Source organism: Acinetobacter sp. YH12138 (assembly GCF_015218525.1).
GTDB classification, from domain to species: domain Bacteria; phylum Pseudomonadota; class Gammaproteobacteria; order Pseudomonadales; family Moraxellaceae; genus Acinetobacter; species Acinetobacter amyesii.
Map to the genome: position 1 here is coordinate 1 of NZ_CP048671.1, position 23,556 is coordinate 23,556.

Consider the following 23,556-nt stretch of genomic DNA (forward strand, 5'->3'; position numbering starts at 1 on the left):
TGGTGCTGTAGCCATTGAATATCAGGGAAGAAAATCAATTACAGCATCTTCGATAAATTAAGTCAGCTCAATCAACGAGAGATTGTTGAGAATAAACGTTTGGGTTCTGTGGTGGCACATATTCAACAACAGCATGAACAACTGGGACACCAAAACAAACGCAATCATTCTCAAACGATGCCACGAAGACAAGCACAGAAAACAGCGATTGAACAACGAAATCTGAATCCTGTGCTTGACTTGGAAATGTCCATATAGGACATTTCTACTTGGGAATAACAAAAAAAGCCTAGACACTGGTCTAGGCTTTAAACTTTAAAAATACATAAAAATCAGTGTAATAGATTCATTTCCAGAACTTCATATAACGTGTATCATGTTAGTTTTAGGGAAATTAAAAAGTAAAATGAACTTAAATCTAAATAATAAAAAATTTGTAAATGCTAAAAATACATCTAATGGAGAAGTATCTCACGAGACTATTTTTAATTATTACCAAGTAGGTGAGCGTATAGAAGCTACCTATTCTGGTGGCAGTATTACCAATGGACATTTACTAGGTTTGATGACTTCTGAAAAAACTTTCACTATGGCGTACCACCACATCAATGAGATGAATGAATTACGTATAGGGGAGTGTAATACTGAGATTCAGATCCAAGCTAATGGGAAAATTAAGTTAATTGAAAACTGGCAATGGCGTAATGGAGACTGCTCTACAGGCGAATCAATACTTGTTGAAGTGTAAGATAGAGATACATAAAGCCCTGATTGTAGTTCAGGTGTTATTCCCCAATTAAAATGTCTATGCGATAAACCATTTAAAATGTCCTGTTTTTAACTACAAGAGTCAAGCACAGGATTTAAATTTCTTTGTTCAATAACAACTTTCTGAGCTTTACGACTCGGCATACTTTTCTTGAGACGGGAACGTTTATTCTGTTTCTCCAATTCCTCATGTTGCTGCTGGATATGGGCCAGGACCGAACCTAATCTTTTATTCTCAACCACATCATTCTGCTGTAGTCCAGCCAGTTTATTGAAGACGCTATAGTTGATCTTCCGTCCTTCATGCATGATTGCCACAGTACCATCCGGGTACTCCAGAAATGAAATGTATTGCCCAACAAGCTTATGATTCAGCTCTGTCGGTTCAAGCATATAAATACACTTGTCATAGGTCAGGGTCAGATTCTTGGTGACCTTACGCGGTTCCTGCCAGGTAAAAATATCATCCAGTTCAAGATCAGATTCGGTTAATGGCCGATGCAGGTTCTTTGAGTTTCGCGCACATTTGGTGAACTTCTGATTGAACTGCTCAATAAAGCAGGGTAACCATATATTGGCCTCTGCAATCGAACCGATGCCTTCCAGGCGCATCTCTTTGATCAGACGATCCTGAAGGGTTCTGTTGGCACGTTCCACACGACCTTTGGCTTGGGGTGAGTTGGCAAAGATAATATCGATGTTCAAATTATTCAGAATCCGCCCAAATTGCGTAATCTGGCTGTCTTGCCTGGATTTCTGATTAACTCTGAATACCGAATGCTTGTCACTATAAAAGGCTAGAGGTTTGTCGTATTGTTCAATGTAGGCTCGGGTTGAAAGCATGTAGTCAAAGGTCGTTTCAGCCTCACAAAAGCGCAGATGCAACAGCTTTCCAGTGGCATCATCGATATAAACCAACAAGCAGCATTTTGCAGCTCGACCTTCAAACCAGTCATGATATGAGCCATCAATTTGGATCAGTTCACCGAAGCAATCCCGGTTATAACGTGGCTGATATGGACGCTTCAGGCGCTTGGATCGCGGAATCCACAGGTCATTGGCCGTCATCCAGCGCCGAAGCGTTTCTACCGGGATATTCAGGTCAAATATGCTGCTGAGCTTCTCATGCGCCAAGGTGGGTCCAAAGCCCAGCAAATGTTCAGCAATAATGGAAAGGCACTTTGATTTTAACAAGTCATCATGGCGACGATGGCCAGGTTGACCACGACTGGCATGTGCCATACCTGAGACACCATCTTGATTGAGCTTCTGCAATAACCGGGTAATTTGACGGGTGGAAAGATTTAGGATTTCAGCAGCACGGACCTGGGTAATACGATGATCTCGAACGTCTTGCAGAACTGCAAGCCGTTGAATTTATTTGTCAGACATAGTGATCAGCATCTATATTTATATCCAGTCCATGGTGATAAAAACCATCATAAACTAGACATTTTTATTGGTGAGAATATAGACACTTTAAATGGGTTCTAACATTAAAATTTCGTATAATCGCCATTATGTTAAATGGAGAGAAAATTAGTCTAAAATTCTTATATATTCTTTTTGTACCCCAGTTAAGATACTCACAAGTTGTTTCTTTAAATTATCAGCATCTTCTTTATAATCAGTATTCCAATCATTCCATTCAGTTGGTCTGTTAGCTAAATCCCAATCGCATAAAGCTAACCCATTTATTACTTCCATATCGAAAATTAAAGTACCTAATTGCTCCTGCATTTCTATAGGGAAATTATCTTTAAAACCATCGTAAATATTTTCAACATTTTTCGTAAATTCAGCATAGTGGTAATGAGTTTCTGTGGGTCTCGAATAGTTCTGTACAAATTCTAAAAGTTCATTCATTTTATTTTCCCTTACCATCAATTTTCCCATGCGATACTGTAACAACATTGATCCTAGCCAAAATAATGGACAGTACTTCCCTCTAAAGATAACGTAACGTTAACTTTGGAGATACAAGAAATGGGCAAACGTTTTAGTCCTGAATTTAAACAGCAAGCAATTGATTATGCACTTTCAAACTCACACGAGTCAGTAGCTGCAATCTCCCAGAAATTAGGTGTGGGTTATTCAACATTAGATAAACGGATTCGTGAAACCAATCCGGCAGGTTCAAGCAAACGTCAACTTTCACCAGAACTACAGCGGATCCTAGAATTAGAGAAAGAAGTCAAACAGCTCAGGGAAGCCAATGACATCTTAAAAAAAGCGCATGTGTACTTTCTGACAGATCATGCCAAGAAAAGTACACGGTAATTCAAGATCTAGCTGTGAATGGAGTCACTGTATCTTCTGTCTGTAAATGCCTGGCGAAAACGCCAGGCCAATACAGCGCAAAAATATAATGATTTAAAAGCCGTATATTGGCGGCATCATGCACGATTGGGTGCACCTTCATTGGTACATGACATGCATGATTTGGGTTACAGCATGAGCGAACGAACCGTTGGAAGAATGCTTAAAAAGCTTGGTTTACGTAGCAGGATTGCACGTAAATACAAGCATACGACAGATTCAAAACATCGTTTGCCTACAGCATCAAATCTGTTGGAGCGTCAATTTACAGTCATTCAGCCTAACAAGGTTTGGACAACGGATATCACCTATATCCGTACCAAGCAAGGTTGGCTGTATTTATGTGTGATGCTGGATCTATTTAGCCGTCGTATTGTGGGTTGGCAAACCAGCCATCGAATAGACCGTCAATTGGTGTGTGATGCATTTAATTATGCAATGGCTCGTCAGGGGTATCCAACGGGTGTTATGGTACATTCACTTGCGAAGCAGTGCTTCTCAGGCTCACAGTACTGTAGTCGTGATTTTAGGGCGCTATTATTAACGAATAACTGTATTCAAAGTATGTCTAGAGGAGGCCTTGCGCAGTATACTGCTCATGGGATAATGCAGTGACCGAAAGCTTCTTTCATACATTGAAAGGTCATGTAGTCCATGGCAGTGCGTTTGCCACTCGAAAAGAAGCGAATACTGTCTTGTTTGACTATATTGAGATTTATTACAGTCGGGTCAGAAGGCATTCCGCAAACGGCTGGTTAAGCCCAGAAGCCTTTGAACAGAAATATTTCAAGAATTTAGAGGGATTTTTGTCCACGATACTGTCTAGGATCAGGTGGACTTTCAGTACTCCAATATATTTTCGAAGCCGTTTTTGGTGGAGATTGGAAAAAGCCTGATGCTAGAGGAACCATTGAAGATATAGGAATGGATCAAGCAGGAAAGGCTTATGAGCATGCTAAAAATGATGCCCGTATGAAATATTTCAAAGTCCGTGACTCTGGAGATATTGATGGACGAATTGGAGATGCAGGGCAAGCTGCCATAGCAGGTCTTCAAATGACCTACAAAAACCGATTTGCGATGCTGCAATAATCTTCACTATCTAGGGTGATTTAGTAATTCTCTGAATAATGGTCTGAGTCGCCCTATCTGTCATAGAATGTAAGTTTTTAACTAATTGCACATATTGATCTTGTAAACAAGAAGCTGTTTCTTCATAAATTTTATTTTTGTCTTTAGGAATATCTACAAATGCGAAACTTGTATTCATAGCACAATATTCTTCAGATGCCTGAACATAGTTCCTCGCATATTCTCGCACCTCTTTTTCAAACTTACCTTTTCCAACTTGTTGAAAATAGTATTTTACTTCTTCATTTAAATATTTGTTTTTATAATTTTTTAATTCACAATGCTTAGTATGTTCTGTACTGCCTGATACACATTCATATACTCTAGAATCAACATTCTTGGCTTGAGTACAACTAGTTAAAATAAAGAAAGATAAGATGGAAAATAGTAATGTTTTAAACATGATATAAAATTCTTTGGTTCTTATAGAGACCATTATCTAATAATTTAAAACAAAATCCATATTCATTTGTTTAACTGTAAAACCACTCTAATCGATATGCATCAGGATATGCTTTGTTGCACAAAGATTTCATAACTATATGATTTTAAAAGTTTTGATTGTTTTTTGATCCAAAATTAAATTTATTTAAATCAGATGCTTACATATTTATGCAACAAAGCCCTTCATAATTAATATTCTTTGTCTGAATGGTTTTAACTATTATCTATTACAATGTGAAAATGAATAAAAATCAATGAGGAAATGGTGCTGGATTAGGTGAAATTGTAAATATGGATGAGTTGTTTATGGATGAAACAACGATTATTACTTCAATTTGGCTTTGTTGCACAAAGCTGTTCTTGAGGGCTTCTTCAGCAATATAATCTTCAAATGAAGAATCCTACACACAAAATCTACCGCACAACCAATTGGCCCGCATATAACAGAGCCCTCATTAATCGTGGGAATATTGCTATTTGGTTCGATCCAAAGACCCAGTGGTATGCACAATTACAAGGCAAACATGGACGAAATCAAACTTACTCCGATACTGCTATTCAATGCTGCTTAATGATCAAATCTTTATTTAAATTGTCTTTGCGAATGGTCAAAGGCTTTGTCCAAAGTCTGATTAAGCTTTGTGGATTAGATTGGATAGCGCCAGATTACTCCACACTGTGCAGAAGACAAAGGCATATCAATATTGCAATTGGCTATCAAAAAAGTAGTGGTAGTCTCCATCTACTCGTAGACTCTACTGGCCTAAAGTTTTTAGGTGAAGGTGAATGGAAGCGTAAGAAACATGGACCTGAATATCGTCGCTAATGGCGTAAGCTTCATATTGGTATCGATGCTGAAACCCTTCAAATACGTGCTGTACAACTCACCGCAAATAATGTCAGTGATTCACAGGTACTGGAAGATTTACTTGCTCAAATCCCTTTAGATGAACAAATCGATTCTGTCTATACAGATGGTGCTTATGACACCAAGCAATGCCGTCAGGTCATTGCAGATCGGCAAGCGTATGCAGTGATTCCACCTAGAAAAAATGCGAAACCATGGAAAGATACAAAGATCAGCTCGCTAGCACGAAATGAATTACTTCGAACAGTTAAACGTTTAGGCAGGACACTATGGAAAAAATGGACAGGATATCATCGTCGAAGTTTGGTTGAAACCAAGATGTATTGCATCAAATTATTAGGCGATTAATTAACAGCAAGGAGTTTTCCAAGTCAGGTGAATGAGATTCGTGCACGTGTGGCCGTCTTGAATAGATTCACAGAATCAGGTCGCCCTCATACCCAAGTTGTCTCTTAAATTTGGAATACTTGGGATAGTTTTATCTTCCTAATCTTTATGCAACAAAGCCGAGGTTCCTTATAAAAACGGTCCTCCAGATAATCAGCGTTACCCAGACTTTAGTGATTTCAAATCTGAAAATGTTAATATTAAAATGACTGGTTTGCCTGAAAGTAAAATAACACCACCTGAAACAGGTGATTTTTCAAAGGCGTGGGAGCAACTTGAACAGCAGAAAGGTGAAAAATATATCAATGAAGTTTATGGAATAAACAAAAGACAAAGTGGTCAAAGAGCTGGCAGTTGGCCAGATACTAGTCCTAAAGGACAAACTTGGCATCATAGTGGTAATGGGAATGATATGGAATTAGTGGATGGAGCTGTGCATAGACAATTTACCCATAGAGGTGGTGCATCAGGAGCTAGAGGAGAATAAAGATGTCTGATTTTATCATGATTGAAGAAGGGCCTTTGCTTGATAAAAAGTTACTTGCTAATTTTGAAAAAAAAATTGGTAAAAAGTTACCAAGTGAATATCAGTCTTTTATAGAAACTTTTAATGGTGGTAGACCACAAAAATCTTATGTAGATTTTATTCTTCCTGATGGAGTTGATGCTGGTGATTCAATAAATTATTTTTATGAAATATCAAATGACGCAGGTAATAGTCTTATAGATATTTATGATGAAATAGGTTGGCAAAATCCAAAGGGAATTATAATGATAGCTGAGTCACCTGCTGGAAACTATTTTGGTATTAGTATTAATGATAACGATTACGGTCAAATTATTTATAAAGATCATGAATTAGAAGACGAACCAACAAAGGAGGATGGGCTACCATACAACATGGTTAAAGTCGCTAATTCGTTTAATGAATTTTTAGATAAACTTTATGATCCTGATGAATAACTTAAATGAGCTTGATTAAGGATTACAATTTTTTGACCTAAAGCCATATGGTTATAAAGGGTATATCATTGTAATTAAAATTGTCTTAAAACAAAAAGTTGAATACTTCTATAGTGATCTGACCACAGAACAACGAGAACCCATCATCAAAGGTTTACCCCTCAATGCCTTTGGTCAACTGGAAAAGATCAAACATGCTGATGGGACTGAAGAACATTTTGTCCATGATGCTGAAGGACGGTTAATTGCTCACGTTGATGCTAAGCAACAGCAGACACGCTATGAATACGATGCAGCAGGTTTAATAACCAAACGCATCGATGCATTAAACCATACGCTAAAATATCAATGGGATCGTTTAGGACGCCTAAAACGATTGACGAATGAAAATGGTGCAAGTTACGAATTTGTTTACGATGCTGGCGGTCGTTTGATTAAGGAAATTGATTTCGATGACAAAGAAACAATTTATCATTATGATGAGTTAAATGGTCGACTCACCACAAGTATCGAGGTTGCGTCAGCTTATGGACAAGATTTAAAAGACCGTGCAGCACCGAAAGACCGAATTCAACAATTCATCTTTGACAGTATGGGACGTTTGGAACAACGTACCGCAGGCTATGGGCACTATGGCTTAGAACTAGAAGAGAAACAGACTGAAGAATTTGCTTACGATTACATGGGACGTATTCTGCATGCCAAGAATGCAGAAAGTAACCTACAATGGTTCTACGATGCTGCGGGTAATGTGATCAAAGAACATCAGCAAGATTACAAGAGTCATAAAACAGCGGTGTGGAAACACAGCTACGATGAAATCAATGACCGAATCAAAACCATACGCCCAGACGGACAAAATATTGACTGGCTTACATATGGTACAGGTCATGTACAAAGCCTGATTGTCAATGGACAGGATTTAGTCAGTTTTGAAAGAGATGATTTACATCGAGAAATCACAAGACACTACGCCAATGGCATCAGCCAAGAACAACAGTTTGACCTTGTAGGACGCTTACACAGCCAAATCATGCTCAATGAACATGACAATGGCTACCAAAGCCAGTACAAAGAAAAAAATAACCAACAGAACAATGCGCTGCAACAGACCAGTCAATTGATTCAACGACTGTATCAATACGATAAAACAGGTGAATTGACTGCGATCAAGGATACACGACGTGGTAACATTGCCTACAAATACGATCCTGTAGGACGTTTACTTGAAGCAAGCAGTAAACTCGGTAAAGAGACCTTTAACTTTGACCCTGCTAGTAACATCATAGATCGTTACAATGATGATAAAGCGCAAAATCATGACCAAAGCCACCAACAACAAACAGAAGAAAAAGGCTTTGGCTACAACCGTCTAGTCAATAACGTGGTGAAAGAATATCTCGACCAACAATACCAATATGATGCATACGGACAATTGGTTCGACAGAAATCTACCCAAGGTGATTTAAACCTTGAATGGGATGTCTATGGGCGCATGATCAAAAGCCGTAACAGTCAATACACGGCAGAGTATCGTTATGATGCTTTAGGTCGAAGAATACAAAAGCGGAGTAAGCACCACCACACAGGTGATGAACAAAATATCATCTACGGATGGGATGGTGACACATTGGCTTATGAATCGACTGAACAAGCCACCAAACACTACATTTATGAAAAAGACAGCTTTGTACCGATGTTACAAGCGGTATATCAAAGCCCAATAGAGTTACATCAAACACCTGATTGGTCAGACAAGCCGTATAGTGTACATCGTGACCCACTCTGGAAAACCACCAAGCAAAGCAAAGGCTTTGATGATGTATGGTTCTACCACTGCGACCACTTAGGTACACCACAAGAAATGAGTGACCACACAGGTTCGATCATTTGGAAGGCTGAATATAAGGCTTGGGGTGAGTGTAAGGCTGAAAAGGCAAAATCAAGTTTCTTTGAAAACTCAGAAATTATATCGAACAATATTCGCTTTCAAGGGCAATATTTCGATCAAGAAACAGGACTTCACTACAACCGTCATAGGTATTATTCACCTTATGTGGGAAGGTTTGTAAGTAAAGATCCAATTAGTTTATTAGGTGGAAATAATGCATATATGTATGTTAAAAATCCGACGGGGTGGATTGATAGATTAGGGCTTTGTAGCACTACATTAAATAGAAACCTAGGAGGAGTCACAGGTGATCATTTACAAGCACATCATATAATTCCTGAGGAAATTTGGGCAAAACGTAAGGACTTTCTTGATGATATCGGTATTGGTGGGAATAGGGATAAGGCTGAAAATGGAGTATTAATGCCAGATAGTGAAGCAAAGGCAAAACAAATGAAACGTAAATTGTATCATTGCGGGTCCCACCCGATATATTCTACATTAATAAATCAAAAACTGATTAGGATTGAAAATCAATTTAATGATGGAAAAATAACTGCAGCACAAGCACGAGAAAAGGTTGCAAACGTACAAACTAGTATGAGAGTTGTTTTATCAGCACCTGGAAGTAACCCAATTAGATTAAGTTAGGATTGAATAAATATGAATTATTTCGTTTTAAGTGCTACACAAAGTGAAAATTGCCCAATTTCTCTTGTTGAGGATGCAATTTTATATTCGGATAAAGAACAGGCTAATTCAAGTATAGAGCCAGGTTCTTTACCTTGGTATAGTTATAAAACTAGCGGAGATTGTGAATTACCTAAAAATGGAATTTTAGTTCTGAAAAGTAAAAAAACTAAAATGTCATTTCGAAATATTAATAAAAATATTTATGTTGTTAATGAACATTTTAAAAAAATTTTACAAAATTATATAAATGCTGACTTTTTAAATGTGAATGTAGTGAGTGAAAAATTAGAAGCAATTGATGAAAAAGGATATTTTATTTTTAGATTTAATAATTTAGTAAATTACATTGACGTAATTGATTTAAATAAATCTAAATATGAGTTTAGTGAAGGTGCTTTGATTTTAGAAAAAGTTCAAATATTAGAAAGTATAAATGAGAATATTTTTAAAATTAAAGATATTGATCCAGCACAAGATACCTTTTTCATAAGTGAAATTGTTAAAAATGGTATAGAAAAAATCGAGTTTAATGATATAAAAATTCATATTGTTTCTACAGCAAAGTGGAGAGATTCAGATGATTTTAATGTCATGTTTTTAGAAGAAAATGAAGTGAATGAATATGTGTGGCCGATCTAATGATATTGTAAACTGTAATTTTAGAAACAGATATGAATATTATTAACTTCCTTTAAAAATAATAGTACCATTGGAGGTTGTAAAAGGCTTTGTTGCATAAAGATTAGGAAGATAAAACTATCCCAAGTATTCCAAATTTAAGAGACAACTTGGGTATGAGGGCGACCTAATTCTGTGAATCTATTCAAGACGGCCACACGTGCACGAATCTCATTCACCTGACTTGGAAAACTCCTTGCTGTTAATTAATCGCCTAATAATTTGATGCAATACATCTTGGTTTCAACCAAACTTCGACGATGATATCCTGTCCATTTTTTCCATAGCGTCCTACCTATATGTTTAACAGTACGAAGTAATTCATTTCGCTCTAGCGAGCTGGTCTTTTTATCTTTCCATGGCTTCGCATTTTTTCTAAGTGGAATCACCGCATGTGCATCTAGATCTGAAATGACTTGTCGGCAGTGCTTTGTGTCATAAGCTCCATCGGTATAAACAGAGTCAATCTGCTCATCTTGTGGAATTTGATCGAGTAAGTCACCAAGTACCTGTGAATCACTGACATTGTTTGTCGTGAGCTGAACTGCCAGTATTTGCAAGGTTTCAGCATCAATACCAATGTGGAGTTTACGCCATTGGCGACGATATTCGGGCTGATGCTTTTTACGTTTCCATTCAGCTTCACCTAAAAACTTCAAACCAGTGGAGTCCACGAGTAGGTGAAGTCCATCGTTACTTTTCTGATAATTAATCGAAACATCAATATGCTTTTGTCTACGGCAAAGCGTACTGTAATCTGGAGCTGTCCAATCTAATCCGCAAAGTTTAATCAGGCTCTGAACAAAACCTGTGACCATACGTAAAGACATGCGAAATAGAGATTTGATCATTAAACAACATTGAATGGCTGAGTCGGAATAAGTTTGATTACGACCATGTTTGCCTTTAGAGTGAGCATACCATTGAGTCTTAGGATCAAACCAAATTGAGATATTTCCTCGATTTATTAGTGCCCTGTGGCTTTGTATTTCAAATCTTTGTGCAACAAAGCCGTTTTAAGTCCTTATGGATATTCGACTTATAGGGGTAACTAAGACTTAACAGGGCTAGTTTAACTAGCCCTTTTATTCGTGCTGAGTACCTAAACTACAGAAAAATCACAAAAAATTCATGATTGTATTGTTATTCTTTTAGTCAGATTAAAGTCGATAAAGCTTATTGACGCTTCGTGATGATTAAAAACGAGAATGGTATGAATCAATTTTCTGAAGAGGACTTATCCAGAATTATAGAAATGGCTTGGGAAGATCGAACTCCTTTTGAAGCTATTTTATGTGAGTATGGTTTAAATGAAGCGGCGGTGATCCGCTTGATGCGTCAAAATATGAAAGCATCGAGTTTTAAAATGTGGCGTGAACGCGTCACCGGCCGAAAAACTAAACATCTGCAACTGCGTTCACCCGACGTGATACGGGCCTATTGTTCACGGCAATACAAGCGTTTCTAAGCGTTTGATTTTGACCGCTGTCTGGACTCACGTTTACATCGTTCAGAACAGTATCTGACTTCCTCCCAGCAGCGTTGCCATTTTTTGCGCCAAGTAAAAGGGCGCAAGCAGTGAATACATATTTTTTCAGGGAGATGCTGTTTTTTCATCGTTTATAACTCATTGATCCGGCTAAGAAGCTGCTGGGCATGGCTGATGATCTGCTGCCGATCTTTCAGTTTGTCCAGCTGCCGATAGATCATGCCCATACGTGGATGGGTACGGAATATCGCTTCATGCCGGATCATGAAATACCAGTACAGGCTGTTGAACGGACAGCTGTCTGGCTCGGTACGGGTTTTGACATTGTAGCTACAGTGTTTGCAGTAATCCGACATCTTATGGATGTAATTGCCCGAAGCCGCATAGGGTTTGCTGGCCATCAAGCCGCCATCGGCATGCATTACCATGCCCAGTGTGTTCGGTAGTTCTACCCATTCATAGGCGTCGGCATAGACTGCCAGATACCACTCGCTGATCTGCTGAGGGTGTAAACCAGTTAATAAGGCAAAATTGCCAGTCACCATCAAACGCTGAATATGATGTGCATAGGCATGCTGAAAGGTATTACGGAAACACTCAGCCATACAGTTCATCTGGGTGTGGCCAGTCCAGTAAAATTGTGGCATCGGTGTTGAGTACTGCAGCGCATTGCGGCCGGCATACTCCGGCATGTACAGCCAGTAAATTCCACGCACATATTCGCGCCAGCCAAGGATCTGCCTGATAAAACCCTCCACCGCATTCAGTGGTGCATGACCGGCACAGTAGGCCGCTTCTGCCGCATCACAGACTTCTCTTGGCAGCAGCAAGCCGCAGTTCAGATAAGGCGATAGAAGGCTGTGAAACACCATATCTACACCCTGAACCATGGCATCCTGATAGTCTCCAAAATGCGGCAAACTGTGGGCAATGAAATGCTCCAATGCAATCAGGGCATTGCTGCGCGTGGTGGCCCAGTGAAAATCGGCAAGACTGCCAGAGTGATGGGAAAACTCGCGTTCAACCAGTTCCAGTACATCCAGATCAATCTGATCCCGTTCAAAATGAAGTGCTGGAGGCAATGCCGGACTGCCTGACCAGGCCTTGCGATTGGCACTGTCATAGTTCCACTGTTGTCCGAGCGGCTGCTGTCCCTGCATTAAGTAGCCGGTCTGCCTGCGCATTTCCCGATAAAAATATTCCATGCGCAGAGTCTGGTAACGGCTGGCCCAGTACCGGAACTGCTCCGGACTGCAGAAAAAACGCTCATCATTCAGGTACTGTACCGGCAGTTGCAGCTGCTGGCTCCAGTGCTGTTCAATCTGCTGCTGCAAGCGGTATTCTCCGCATTGGGTCATGACCAGTTCTGTGACAGGGAATAGCTGTTGCTGTCCCTGCACAAAATCCAGTAGGCTACGAATCGGACTGCCGGACTGAAAAGCATGGTAACGTACACGCCAGCCCTCGGCCTTGAGCTCTTTGGCAAAATGACGCATGGCGCTAAAAATCAGGGCAATTTTCTGTGGATGGTGGGCAACATACGTGGCTTCCTCCACAACTTCCGCCATTAGGATTACATCCTGGGTACGATCCAGCGCTTTGAGCGTAGCAAGCTGATGATGAAGCTGGTCACCCAAAATTAAACCAAAACGCATAGCCACTCCAGACCTGATCAAAGATAGCGAAGTGTAAATCTAGGCAGTTCAATTTTTTGTGAAAATAAAAATCACCCCACATGTTGAGCCAATTCAACACGGCTAAATGATCGTCTTGGATTGCATACATTGCACAGGAATCATGATTGCTGCAATAAAAGACTGTCCATCTCCGTAATGCTACAGCCCATTGATGAAATTCACATTGCATCATTCCTTAATCCATAGGTGGTGTGAAGATTATGTGATTTTAATCAAAAAGATACAAATTATTATGGTTGTAATTCAGGCAGCTTGCGCATAGTATCTGACCAGAAGTTACTCCATGTAAACTTCCTTAGTTTTATCCCATACACCCCTCTGTATGGGATTTTTTTTAATCAGGGAATTGTCATGAACATGCATTCAAAAGCGTATATTTTTAGACAGCAGCAATTACTGGTGGATGAGCATTTTCAGTTGCCGCAGGTAGCCAGACTGCAGCACGACCTGAACCTGACGGAAAATGGCGGGGTCATTGCCCGTGACCTGAAAGAAGACGAACCGGTGCCGCAAGGTTATCAGCTGGTTCCGATCCGGCAACTGGTGCAAGTCTGGGGCAGAACACAGTTTGAACAGGCCAGCCGTGCGGTACAGTTACTGGAATGGCGCCGTAATCACCGCTTTTGCAGTAAATGCGGTCACGCCACCCAGCAGCACGCCAGCCAGTATGCCATGGTCTGTCCATCCTGTGGCTATAACCAGTATCCGCGGGTGAATCCTTGTGTAATTACCATCATTACCCGGGGTACAGATGAAATTCTGCTGGCAAAAAATGCTCGCAACAAAACCCGGATGTACAGCCTGATTGCCGGCTTTGTTGAAGTCGGGGAAACCCTGGAAGAGGCAGTCCGCCGTGAAACGCTGGAAGAAGTGGGGCTGCAGATCAAAAATATTCAATATCTGGCCAGCCAGCCATGGCCGTTTCCCAGCAACCTGATGATGGCTTTCAAGGCGGAATATCATGCAGGGGACATCCAGATTCAGGAAAATGAACTCAGCGATGCACAGTTTTTCAAATTTGACCAGTTACCCGAAATTCCGTTCAAGGGCAGTATCGCCTATGCCATGATTCAGCATGTGATGCATGGAACGCCTGTTGCAGATGACAGCAAAGAGTGGCTTTGAAACAGCAATCCTGTTTGGGTCTCTCAAATAAACTGCGATAACGCACTGGGTCCTGAATATTCAGATGGCATTTCCTGACCAATAGACCCTGAATCGCAGCATTTGATCTTCACACTTTGTTCACATCCAGCTGGGTTATCTTAAGGCTGTAATCAAGAAAGGCTAAAAAATGAACATGCGATTCAAGTCTGTTTTTGCAGCGACGGCACTGGCCATCATCAGCTTAAGTACCACGATCCGAGCAGAAACTGCTGCACCTCAGGCAGTCGATCAGGTGGATATCCAGCAGTATGCAGGCAAGTGGTATGAAATTGCACATTTACCGATGTATTTTCAGCGTAAATGCGTCTCGGATATCACAGCGCAATATCGCCTCAATGCCGATCAGACCATGCAGGTCTTGAATAGTTGCCGGATTGCTAATGGCGAAATGATCAGCTCCGAAGGAGTTGCCTATACGCAAAATGCGGGCAACAGCAAACTGAAGGTCAGCTTTTTGCCGCCAGGTTTAAGATGGATTCCGTTTACCAAAGGGCATTACTGGGTATTACGCGTCGATCCGGAATATAAAGTGGCGCTGGTCGATGGATTCCGTTTACCAAAGGGCATTACTGGGTATTACGCGTCGATCCGGAATATAAAGTGGCGCTGGTCGGTGGACCGAGTACCAAATACCTGTGGATTTTATCGCGTGAACCGCAACTGGATGAAGCCACCTATCAGTCCTTTTTGGAAACAGCAAAATATTATGGTTATGACATCACAAAACTGATCAAATTGCCGCATTAATCTGCTACCCTTTTGCCAAACTGCTTAGTCTCTCTACAGTTCGGCTTTTTTTATTTTACTTCACATAAAATTCATATCTGACTGATTAGACTCATCAAATAGAATAGAGACAATCACTTGAAAATAGGATGAGTCCATGTTGAACAGTCTGATGCGATGGATAGACAGCTGGTCTACACCCACAGCGCCCGAAACACTGACGGCTGAAAACAGCAAGATTCAGTGGCTGCGGATTTTGCCCTTTATTCTGTTGCATCTGGCCTGTTTCGCTGTGTTCTGGGTGGGAGTGTCATGGTTTGCAATTGGTTTTATGTTGGCATTCTACCTGATCCGCATGTTTTCAATTACGGCTTTTTTTCATCGCTATTTATCGCATAAAACTTTTCAGACTTCGCGTCCCGTACAGTTTCTGTTTGTGCTGATTGGTACCATGAGCGCGCAGCGTGGTCCGCTCTGGTGGGCGGCGCATCACCGCTATCACCATCGCTATACCGATACCTTGAAAGACCCGCATTCCTCGACGCATGGTTTTTGGTATAGCCATGTGGGTTGGTTTCTGAATGAATATAATTTTGCTACACGTAAAGAAGTCATCAAGGACTGGCTGAAATATCCAGAGCTGATCTGGCTAGACCGTTTCAGTTTGATTGTTGTGCTGCTGACTGCTGGTGGAATTTATGTACTAGGCGAAAGGTTGGCAATCACTTGGCCACAACTCGGGACGTCCGGCCTGCAACTTCTGGTCTGGGGATTTGTGGTGTCCACGGTGTTGTTGATCCATGCGACCTTATGTATCAATTCACTGGCGCATCATTACGGTAGCCGTGATTTTGACACGGATGACCACAGCCGCAACAATTTATTCTTGTCTATCATTACCTTGGGCGAAGGCTGGCACAACAATCACCATTTTTATGCAGGCAGTACCCGGCAGGGTTTTTACTGGTGGCAGATTGATATGACCTATTACCTCTTAAAAATTATGTCTTGGCTCGGGATAGTTTGGGACTTAAAGCCCATTCCGGCACGGATTTATGAAGCCAGTAAAATTGCTCAGGCTCGAAAAAATAAAAAAGCTGCTACGGCAGGCACTACCACGATTCATTCGAAGGAATCACCATGAAAATTGCAATTATTGGTTCAGGTATTTCCGGTTTGTACGCTGCCTGGAAACTCAGCAAAGCGCATCAAGTTACAGTCTTTGAAAAGAATAACTACTTTGGTGGTCATACTGATACTCATCAGCTAAATATCGATGGTGAACAGGTTGCGGTGGACAGTGGCTTTATTGTCTTTAATGAGCATAACTATCCGCTGTTCTGCGCCATGCTAAAAGAACTTGGCATTCAATCGCAAAGCAGTGACATGGGCTTTTCGGTGAATAATCAGGTCACTGGCTTACAGTACAATCCTTCAAAAAAATTCTCGTTATTGTTCCGACCTCAAAACTTTTTTAATGCAGATTTTCGCGCGATGTTGTCAGATCTGTTCCGTTTCTATGCCGCCAATAGAGATCTAGATGTCGAGCAGATTGATGTACAACTCAGTATTGATGAGTATCTGAATCAGCATGGCTATTCCGAAGCCTTCCGTCAGGAACATCTCTATCCGATGTGTGGGGCGCTGTGGTCCTGTCCGGTGGAACAAGCCGGACAGATTCCCTATAAATTTGTGGTGAGCTTTTTCCAGCACCATCGCATGTTGCAGCTGAAAGACCGGCCGTTATGGCTTACGGTCAAGGGTGGATCGGCTCGCTATGTTCGTGCGATTCAGTCCCAGGCCAATATTACCTTCCGCAAAACGGGTGTTCTCCATGTCTCGCGGAGTGTCAATGATGTGGTGGTTGAAACAACACAGGGCAGCGAACGTTTTGATTGGGTCGTATTTGCCAGCCATGCTGACGATAGTCTGAAGTTACTGAAAGACCCGTCTGCACAGGAACTGGATGTGCTCGGCAAGTTCCGCTATCAGGATAACCGCATGGTGGTACATTCCGATACCTCTATCATGCCCAAATCCCGTCGCCAGTGGGCCAGCTGGCATGTACACGTCACGCCGACTAAGGCCACTGAACAAACGCCATTCAAGCACAATGGCACACATTATGGCTTTAGCTACTGGATGAACCAGTTGCAGAACCTGAACTGCAAAACCCAGGTCTTTGCCACCCTGAATCCTAATTTTGCCCTGAATCCGAAAAAAGTCTGGGTAGAACGACATTACCGTCATCCGGTGTTTGATGCCCCAGCGATTGAAGCACAGCAACGCTGGGCCGAGGTCAACGGCCAAAACCGCACCTCATATTGTGGCGCTTACTGGGGCTGGGGCTTTCATGAGGATGGGGCGCGTAGCGCATTATGGGTAATCGATCAGCTATTAAAACAGGCTGAACAGGCAGCCTAGGAGCGCATGATGCAGATGTATCCACTGGCGATCGCCACTGCTGAAATCCGGCATCGACGTTATTTGCCCCAAGCCCATGCTTTTAAAACCCAGCTAAGCTATCTATGGTTTGATCCAGATCAACTCGCGACGTTTACCGGAAAATCCTGGCTGTGGTCATCTAAACGCTGGAATTTCCTGACCCTAGATGAGCGCGATTTTCTGACTATGGAATGTGGCTCGATTCGGCAGAAGATTGCACGCCTGCTGATCAAGCGGGAAAACTACCTGCTTCCGCATGCCGCGTCTATCCGGGTGCTAGCTTTGCCACGAACACTCGGCTTTCGTTTCAATTCCGTAGTGTTTTATCTGGTCTTTGGTGCCACCGACCAGTTGCTCTTTGTGCTGAGTGAAATCACCAACACACCGTGGAATGAACGACAGGTCTACATTCACGACTGCCGGAACAATGCAGACGAATATGCGCCGTACCAGAGTCACCAGTTTGACTTTAAAAAGGCCTTTCATGTGTCGCCGTTCATGCCGATGGGGCTGGATTATCGCTGGCGCTTCAGCTTTTCGGATCGGCAAAACGTGATTCATATGCAGCTGTTTGAGGAGGGAATCTTGCAATTCGATGCCACCCTGAAATTTTCCTTGCAGGCCATCACGGTTCCTTCACAGCAGTATCGCTATGCTGTACTGAAAGTTCTTGAACCCTTCAGGATGGTCAGCGGAATTTATCTGCACGCCTTTCGTTTATGGAAAAAGAAAATTCCGTTTTACCGGCATCCTAAAAAAGAAAAAGGAAACACATTGCAATGAAAACACTATTCATGGGAGAGCAAAGCACACTGCCGGTAGTATTACGGCATTTGCTGAAATTACGGCATGGTCAGCTGATTTTTAAAGGCGTCTGGAACGGGTCGGTCGGGGAAAACAGCGATCTTGAGGCCGTGATTCAGGTGCATGATGCCCGTCTGATGGAACTGTTGTTCCGTAATGGTGTGCTCGGTGCAGCAGAGGGTTTTATCCGCGGTTACTGGAGCAGTGAAGATCTGGTGGATGTGATCCGCATTTTGGCACGTAACCGCGATGTGCTGGATCTGATGAATCAGAATGCAGTGGCCAAAGCCAGCCAGTTACTGTTAAAGGTTTGGTATAAATCGCGCAAGAATTCGATTGATGGCAGCCGCAAAAATATTGCCGAGCATTATGACCTGAGTAATGACTTTTTCAAGCTGTTCCTGGATTACAGCATGATGTATTCCAGTGCGGTGTTTAAAGAGCCGGGCATGAGCCTGGAACAGGCTTCGGATTATAAAAAAGAGCTGATCTGCCAGAAACTGCAACTCAAACCGATGGATCATTTGGTCGAAATTGGCAGCGGCTGGGGCGGTTTTGCCATTTATGCCGCGCAGCAGTATGGCTGCAAAGTCACCACCATCACCATTTCCAGAGCACAGTATGATGAAGCCGTGGCCCGGGTCGCTGCAGCCGGACTGTCACATCGTGTGACTGTGCAGCTGAAAGATTACCGCTTACTGGAAGGCAAATACGACAAGCTGGTGTCGATTGAAATGATCGAAGCCGTAGGTGAGCAGTATTTATCCACCTATTTCCAGAAATGCCGTGAGCTGCTGAAACCGAATGGTCTGGCCCTGATTCAGGCCATCACCATTGAAGATGCACGCTATGCCAAAGCCCTGAATACCGTGGACTATATCAAGCGCTATATTTTCCCAGGCAGTTTTATTCCCTGTATCAGTGTCATGACCCAGACCGCTTCCGAACAAAAACTGCGTCTCAAACATCTGGAAGATATCGGCCAGAGCTATGCCCAGACCTTGCACCACTGGCGTCAGCGTTTCTTGCAGCAGCATGATCAGGTCCTGCAACTCGGCTTTGATGAGCGTTTTATCCGCATGTGGGATTTTTATCTGTGTTATTGCGAAGGTGGCTTCCGCGAAGGCGTGATCAGTGATGTACATCTGCTGTTCGAAGCCAGTGCCTACTAAGCCAAGATAAAACAGGAGGGACGAAATGCTGCTGAATTTACTGATGCTGAATGTCTTTATCATGCTCTGTAGCTGGCTGCTGGTGACCTATAATCGCAGAGCAGGGCTGGTCGATGTCGCTTGGAGTTTCAGTATTGCCCTCAATGTGATTATTGCCGCTTGGGCGATTGACAGTGCACCGATCTTGGTTCGCTTATTTCTGGGACTGGCGAGTGGGATCTGGTTTTCACGGCTGACTTGGCATCTGTTACGGCGCTATGCCAGTGAAACCCAAGAAGACACGCGTTATGCCAACATGCGCCGAGCGATGGGGGAGTATCAGCATCTTGGTTTTCTGGTGTTTTTTATATTTCAGGCAGGATTGGCTCTACTGTTTTCTTACCCAATGCTGAAGCTGTTAAGTATCTCGACCGAGCAATGGAATGACTGGACTTTGGTCACTGTGATTGTGGCGGGCATGATCATGCTATCCGTTTTGATAGGCGAAAGCACTGCCGATCAGCAACTTTACCGTTTTAAGCTAGATCCACAGAATCAAGGTAAAACCATGGATCAGGGTTTGTGGAAATATTCGCGCCATCCGAATTATTTTTTTGAATGGCTGCATTGGTTTGCTTATCCAGTGCTCGGTCTGGCAGCAGGATGCTATGAATTATGGATTTATCCACTGCTGATGTGGCTGTTTCTGTACTACATCACCGGGATTCCCTTTAGTGAACAACAGGCGCTGGCACATCGCGGCGACAACTATAAAGATTATCAACGACGAACTTCAATGTTTATTCCGTGGCCACCCAAACAGTAGGTAAATACATGGACTTTATGATTCAACAATCTTTAAAACTGGTCGAAAGCGGCAAGCTGCCCGATTCAGTCATTCGCGCCGGCATTCGCAGCCTAAGCAAAAAACGTCTGGCACAGGAAGGACGCTTTGACCCGGCACTGGCAGCTCGGCGCTATATGGATGTGCTGCATATGCTGAAAAACAGCGAGATTGCCATCGAGACCGAAAAGGCCAATGAACAGCACTATGAACTGCCCACCGCATTTTTCCAGGCGGTGCTGGGCAAGCGTCTGAAATACAGCGCTAGCCTGTTTGAACATACTCATACCACCCTGGATCAGGCGGAAGAAGCCGCACTGGCCAGCTATTGCCAGCGTGCACAGTTAAAAGATGGACAGGATATTCTGGAAATTGGCTGTGGCTGGGGATCGTTGAGTCTGTATATGGCCGAGCATTATCCCAAGGCCCGCATTACGGTGGTGTCGAATTCCTCGACCCAGCGCCAGTATATTCAGGAACAGGCGCGTCTGAAAAAACTGCAGAACCTGACGGTGATCACCTGCGACGTCAATGTACTGCAACTGGAACCCGCGTCCTTTGACCGCGTAGTTTCGGTGGAAATGTTTGAACACGTACGTAATTACCAGAAACTGTTTGAAAATATCAGCAGCTGGCTGAAAGCGGATGGTCTGCTCTGGTGCCATATTTTCTGTCACCGTTTCCTACATTATCCGTTTGAAGTGAAAAATGAATTCGACTGGATGTCGAAATATTTCTTTAGTGGCGGACTGATGCCGGCAGCTTCGACCTTTCTACATTTCCAGCAGCATTTGCAATTAGAGCAGCACTGGCAATGGGCCGGCACGCAGTATGAACGCACCGCAAATGCTTGGCTCGAGAACATGGACCGGAAACAGGACGAGCTGCGCCCCTTATTTGAACAGACCTATGGTGTAGATGCCGCCATCTGGTGGCAACGCTGGCGGATTTTCTTTATGGCCTGTGCCGAGCTGTTCGGTTATGAGCATGGACGCGAGTGGGTGATCGGTCACTTTCTGTTTAAAAAGAAAACCGTATAATTGAATGGCGAATCGGATGGGCTAGCGGGGAATGCACCAATGTTAAAGCTGTTCAGGGACAAACACGATCATCCTCTGGGTGAGGTGTTTAACCGCTATTACTGGCTGCAAATCGGATTCATTGCCCTGTCCGTGGTGATCGGGATTGGCTGTAGTGCCTGGGTAATCAAGGGTTCCCTGCTCAGAACTGCGCTAGAACAGGAAATGTCACACTACTGGCAGCGGCTGGAACGTAATCCGGCTGCTGAACTGCCCGACACCAAAAACCTGTATGGTTACCGCTGGAGCGATCTGCCGCCAGTCCAATTTCGCCACATGCAGCTTGAGCAAGGGGTGAACCGGCATTTTGTCGATGGCAAGGAGCGCATGACCGTGTATGGTGAAAAAGACGGACAGCATGTGCTGCTGGTGTTTGGCGAAAGCAACGTCAACAAGCTGGTCTGGCTGTTTGGTCTGGCACCGCTGATGGTCAGCCTGTTCGTACTGTATAGCGTATTTTGGTGGTGGAACCGTCGGGCCCGACGTTATTTTTCCCCGATTACCCGTCTTGCTAATGCGCTGGAGCATATTGACTGGGAACATCAGAAAAATCAGGCTTCGCCTTTTCAGGACATCCGCACCGACTCCAATCTGGAAGCTGAATACCTCAAGCAGGCGCTGGAAAAATATCATCAGGTATTAAGCGAATTTATTCAGCGTGAGCGTGAATTTACCGGAGATGTAAGCCATGAGCTGCGCACGCCACTGACCATTTTAAAAGGCAATGTGCAGCTGTGTCAGGCACGCTATGGCGACAACAAGTCCTTTACCCGCCTGCATAACACAATTGAAGACATGCAGCTGCTGGTCGATACCTTGCTGGCTATTGCCCGCAATACCACCAATACTTTAACTGCTGAACCGACCATGCTTTCAGAATGTCTGGACAATCTGGTGCAGGATCTAGAGAGTGTCAGTCATAACAAAGGCATGCAGATTGACCTGCAAAAAGACCTCGATGAACAGCCGCGTAAACTTTATCCATCCATGACCAAAATGGTGTTTGGTAATATTCTGCGCAATGCACTGAACTATTCACAGGGCACAGAAATTGATGTGATTCTGGAAAAAAATAAAGTGCTGATTGCTGACAATGGGGTCGGCATGCCTTTACCTAACAATTCTAAGGTTCAGGAACTGTCTGGCCAGCAGCTACAACTGGAAATCAAAGGGCATGGCATTGGATTGCAATTGGTGCAAAAGCTATGCAAACAGCTAGGTTGGCGTGTGGAGCTGTTTGACAGGCAATATTATATTGTCACCCATCAGAATGTTGACCTGGCAATGACCACTGGACTGATTGTCGTTGTGTACCTAAATTAGGCTTCATCTTCGAAAGCAATCTTTAAACCAATCCCGGATATGGTGTGAATCAGCTTTTGTTCAAAGGGTTTATCGACCATTTTGCGTAAATTATAGATATGACTGCGCAGAGCATCACTTTCTGGCTCTTCGTCACCCCAAAGCTCCATCATAATTTCCTGTTTGGTCAGTACTTTAGGAGAGTGACGCATCAGTAGCTTCAAAAGTTTAAACTGAATTGGAGGCAATTCAATGTTCTGGCCAGCTCGAGTTAGCTGCTGTGTTGCGGGGTCCAAAATTAGGTCATGAATTTGCAGACGACTGTTGGATACTTCACCCAGGGAGCGTTTGATCAGGGCCTTGACCCGAACCACCAGCTCGTTAAAGTCAAAGGGCTTGACCAGATAATCATCCGTGCCGGAATTGAAGCCTTTGAGTTTATCATCCAAGGTATCCCGAGCGGTAAGCATCAAGACAGGTAAGTCCAACCCCTCTTCATTGCGTAACCACTCGCACAATTCATAACCAGAACCATCAGGCAAATTAATGTCTAGTAGCAAGATATGGTAGCGTTGCTGTTTCAGTAATTGTCTAGCAGCACTCAGATTGCGGGCATGATCGACCACAAAGCCATGTTCTTCCAGAAACTCGCATAGGGTAGAGGCCAGTTCATAATGGTCTTCAACCATCAGGATAAAATGTTTCGACAT

Annotated in this window: 19 protein-coding genes and 7 pseudogenes; 19 read left to right on the forward strand and 7 right to left on the reverse strand. The window is 43.0% G+C overall.

The genetic code is table 11. From position 1 onward, the window contains the following. Window position 1: 1 nt before the first annotated feature. Together G0029_RS18580 and G0029_RS16130 are read left to right on the forward strand one after the other, a co-directional pair. Window positions 2-258, forward strand: a pseudogene (locus G0029_RS18580) (ISNCY family transposase); the annotation flags it as partial. Between the two features lie 118 nt (window positions 259-376). After that, window positions 377-748 carry a hypothetical protein gene (locus G0029_RS16130; RefSeq protein ID WP_227591936.1) on the forward strand — a complete coding sequence of 124 codons (372 nt, stop codon included), beginning with the start codon at window positions 377-379 and terminating at the stop codon, window positions 746-748. Between the two features lie 89 nt (window positions 749-837). Here the strand turns inward: G0029_RS16130 and G0029_RS16135 are convergent, their stop codons facing one another. Then, entirely contained in the window at window positions 838-2,145 is a 1,308-nt protein-coding gene (locus G0029_RS16135) for an ISNCY family transposase (RefSeq protein ID WP_227591942.1), read from the reverse strand. 162 nt (window positions 2,146-2,307) lie between these two features. Then, complete coding sequence (locus G0029_RS16140; protein ID WP_180022336.1) at window positions 2,308-2,634, reverse strand: hypothetical protein; 327 nt, start codon at window positions 2,632-2,634, stop codon at window positions 2,308-2,310. 120 nt (window positions 2,635-2,754) lie between these two features. Between G0029_RS16140 and G0029_RS16145 the strand changes: the two are divergent. Continuing rightward, window positions 2,755-3,913, forward strand: a pseudogene (locus tag G0029_RS16145) (IS3 family transposase). A 98-nt stretch (window positions 3,914-4,011) separates the two neighbouring features. Then, entirely contained in the window at window positions 4,012-4,179 is a 168-nt protein-coding gene (locus tag G0029_RS16150; protein ID WP_180110269.1) for a hypothetical protein, read from the forward strand. A gap of 10 nt (window positions 4,180-4,189) precedes the next feature. On the opposite strand, the gene G0029_RS16155 is transcribed toward G0029_RS16150, so the two are convergent. After that, the gene (locus tag G0029_RS16155) at window positions 4,190-4,621 is read right to left on the reverse strand and encodes a hypothetical protein (RefSeq protein WP_180110270.1); all 432 of its coding nucleotides are present in this window, start codon (window positions 4,619-4,621) and stop codon (window positions 4,190-4,192) included. A 432-nt stretch (window positions 4,622-5,053) separates the two neighbouring features. Here G0029_RS16155 and G0029_RS16160 point away from each other — a divergent pair. The 5 genes and pseudogenes from G0029_RS16160 to G0029_RS16180 all read left to right on the forward strand — a co-directional run bounded on the left by G0029_RS16160 (window position 5,054) and on the right by G0029_RS16180 (window position 10,103). Then, window positions 5,054-5,986: pseudogene (locus G0029_RS16160) on the forward strand (IS5 family transposase). A gap of 103 nt (window positions 5,987-6,089) precedes the next feature. Continuing rightward, a pseudogene (locus G0029_RS16165) lies at window positions 6,090-6,404 on the forward strand (HNH endonuclease); the annotation flags it as partial. Window positions 6,405-6,406: 2 nt separating this feature from the next. Then, window positions 6,407-6,880, forward strand: coding sequence for an SMI1/KNR4 family protein (locus G0029_RS16170; protein WP_180110271.1), 474 nt, complete (start codon window positions 6,407-6,409; stop codon window positions 6,878-6,880). 79 nt (window positions 6,881-6,959) lie between these two features. After that, window positions 6,960-9,422: pseudogene (locus tag G0029_RS16175) on the forward strand (RHS repeat-associated core domain-containing protein); the annotation flags it as partial. A gap of 12 nt (window positions 9,423-9,434) precedes the next feature. Then, the gene (locus G0029_RS16180) at window positions 9,435-10,103 is read left to right on the forward strand and encodes an Imm43 family immunity protein (RefSeq protein WP_180110272.1); all 669 of its coding nucleotides are present in this window, start codon (window positions 9,435-9,437) and stop codon (window positions 10,101-10,103) included. 137 nt (window positions 10,104-10,240) lie between these two features. Here G0029_RS16180 and G0029_RS16185 read toward each other — a convergent pair. Further along, window positions 10,241-11,131, reverse strand: a pseudogene (locus G0029_RS16185) (IS5 family transposase). 224 nt (window positions 11,132-11,355) lie between these two features. Here G0029_RS16185 and G0029_RS16190 point away from each other — a divergent pair. Continuing rightward, window positions 11,356-11,610, forward strand: coding sequence for a TIGR03643 family protein (locus G0029_RS16190; protein ID WP_004976999.1), 255 nt, complete (start codon window positions 11,356-11,358; stop codon window positions 11,608-11,610). Here the strand turns inward: G0029_RS16190 and G0029_RS16195 are convergent. Both G0029_RS16195 and G0029_RS16200 read right to left on the reverse strand, forming a co-directional pair. Continuing rightward, a complete protein-coding gene (locus G0029_RS16195) occupies window positions 11,607-11,759 on the reverse strand; it encodes a DUF2256 domain-containing protein (protein ID WP_160241406.1) in 153 nt (50 codons plus the stop codon). The two genes, G0029_RS16190 and G0029_RS16195, sit on opposite strands and share 4 nt — an antisense overlap. A gap of 3 nt (window positions 11,760-11,762) precedes the next feature. Then, window positions 11,763-13,286: a cryptochrome/photolyase family protein gene (locus G0029_RS16200; RefSeq protein WP_180110273.1), complete on the reverse strand. Its 1,524-nt coding sequence runs from the start codon at window positions 13,284-13,286 to the stop codon at window positions 11,763-11,765. A gap of 393 nt (window positions 13,287-13,679) precedes the next feature. Here G0029_RS16200 and nudC point away from each other — a divergent pair, with 393 nt between their 5' ends. The 9 genes and pseudogenes from nudC (at window position 13,680) to G0029_RS16245 (ending at window position 22,867) form a co-directional block, all read left to right on the forward strand. Next, on the forward strand, window positions 13,680-14,453 hold the full coding sequence (gene nudC / locus G0029_RS16205) for an NAD(+) diphosphatase (protein WP_180110274.1): 774 nt from the start codon (window positions 13,680-13,682) through the stop codon (window positions 14,451-14,453). Between the two features lie 169 nt (window positions 14,454-14,622). Further along, window positions 14,623-15,242: pseudogene (locus tag G0029_RS16210) on the forward strand (lipocalin family protein). A 136-nt stretch (window positions 15,243-15,378) separates the two neighbouring features. Next, the gene (locus tag G0029_RS16215) at window positions 15,379-16,365 is read left to right on the forward strand and encodes an acyl-CoA desaturase (protein WP_180110275.1); all 987 of its coding nucleotides are present in this window, start codon (window positions 15,379-15,381) and stop codon (window positions 16,363-16,365) included. Beyond that, on the forward strand, window positions 16,362-17,645 hold the full coding sequence (locus tag G0029_RS16220) for an NAD(P)/FAD-dependent oxidoreductase (RefSeq protein WP_180110276.1): 1,284 nt from the start codon (window positions 16,362-16,364) through the stop codon (window positions 17,643-17,645). Before G0029_RS16215 ends, G0029_RS16220 begins: the two co-directional genes overlap by 4 nt. Window positions 17,646-17,654: 9 nt before the next feature. Beyond that, complete coding sequence (locus tag G0029_RS16225; RefSeq protein ID WP_180110287.1) at window positions 17,655-18,449, forward strand: DUF1365 domain-containing protein; 795 nt, start codon at window positions 17,655-17,657, stop codon at window positions 18,447-18,449. Then, the gene (locus G0029_RS16230; protein WP_180110277.1) at window positions 18,446-19,642 is read left to right on the forward strand and encodes an SAM-dependent methyltransferase; all 1,197 of its coding nucleotides are present in this window, start codon (window positions 18,446-18,448) and stop codon (window positions 19,640-19,642) included. The genes G0029_RS16225 and G0029_RS16230 overlap by 4 nt, the downstream gene beginning before the upstream one ends. 25 nt (window positions 19,643-19,667) lie before the next feature. Next, complete coding sequence (locus G0029_RS16235) at window positions 19,668-20,447, forward strand: DUF1295 domain-containing protein (protein WP_180110278.1); 780 nt, start codon at window positions 19,668-19,670, stop codon at window positions 20,445-20,447. Between the two features lie 8 nt (window positions 20,448-20,455). Beyond that, a complete protein-coding gene (locus G0029_RS16240; protein ID WP_180110279.1) occupies window positions 20,456-21,505 on the forward strand; it encodes an SAM-dependent methyltransferase in 1,050 nt (349 codons plus the stop codon). Window positions 21,506-21,544: 39 nt separating this feature from the next. Further along, on the forward strand, window positions 21,545-22,867 hold the full coding sequence (locus G0029_RS16245) for a sensor histidine kinase (RefSeq protein ID WP_180110280.1): 1,323 nt from the start codon (window positions 21,545-21,547) through the stop codon (window positions 22,865-22,867). Here G0029_RS16245 and G0029_RS16250 read toward each other — a convergent pair. Further along, window positions 22,864-23,556 (reverse strand): response regulator transcription factor, encoded by a 693-nt coding sequence (locus G0029_RS16250; RefSeq protein ID WP_078194299.1) that lies wholly within the window; start codon window positions 23,554-23,556, stop codon window positions 22,864-22,866. The genes G0029_RS16245 and G0029_RS16250 overlap by 4 nt on opposite strands.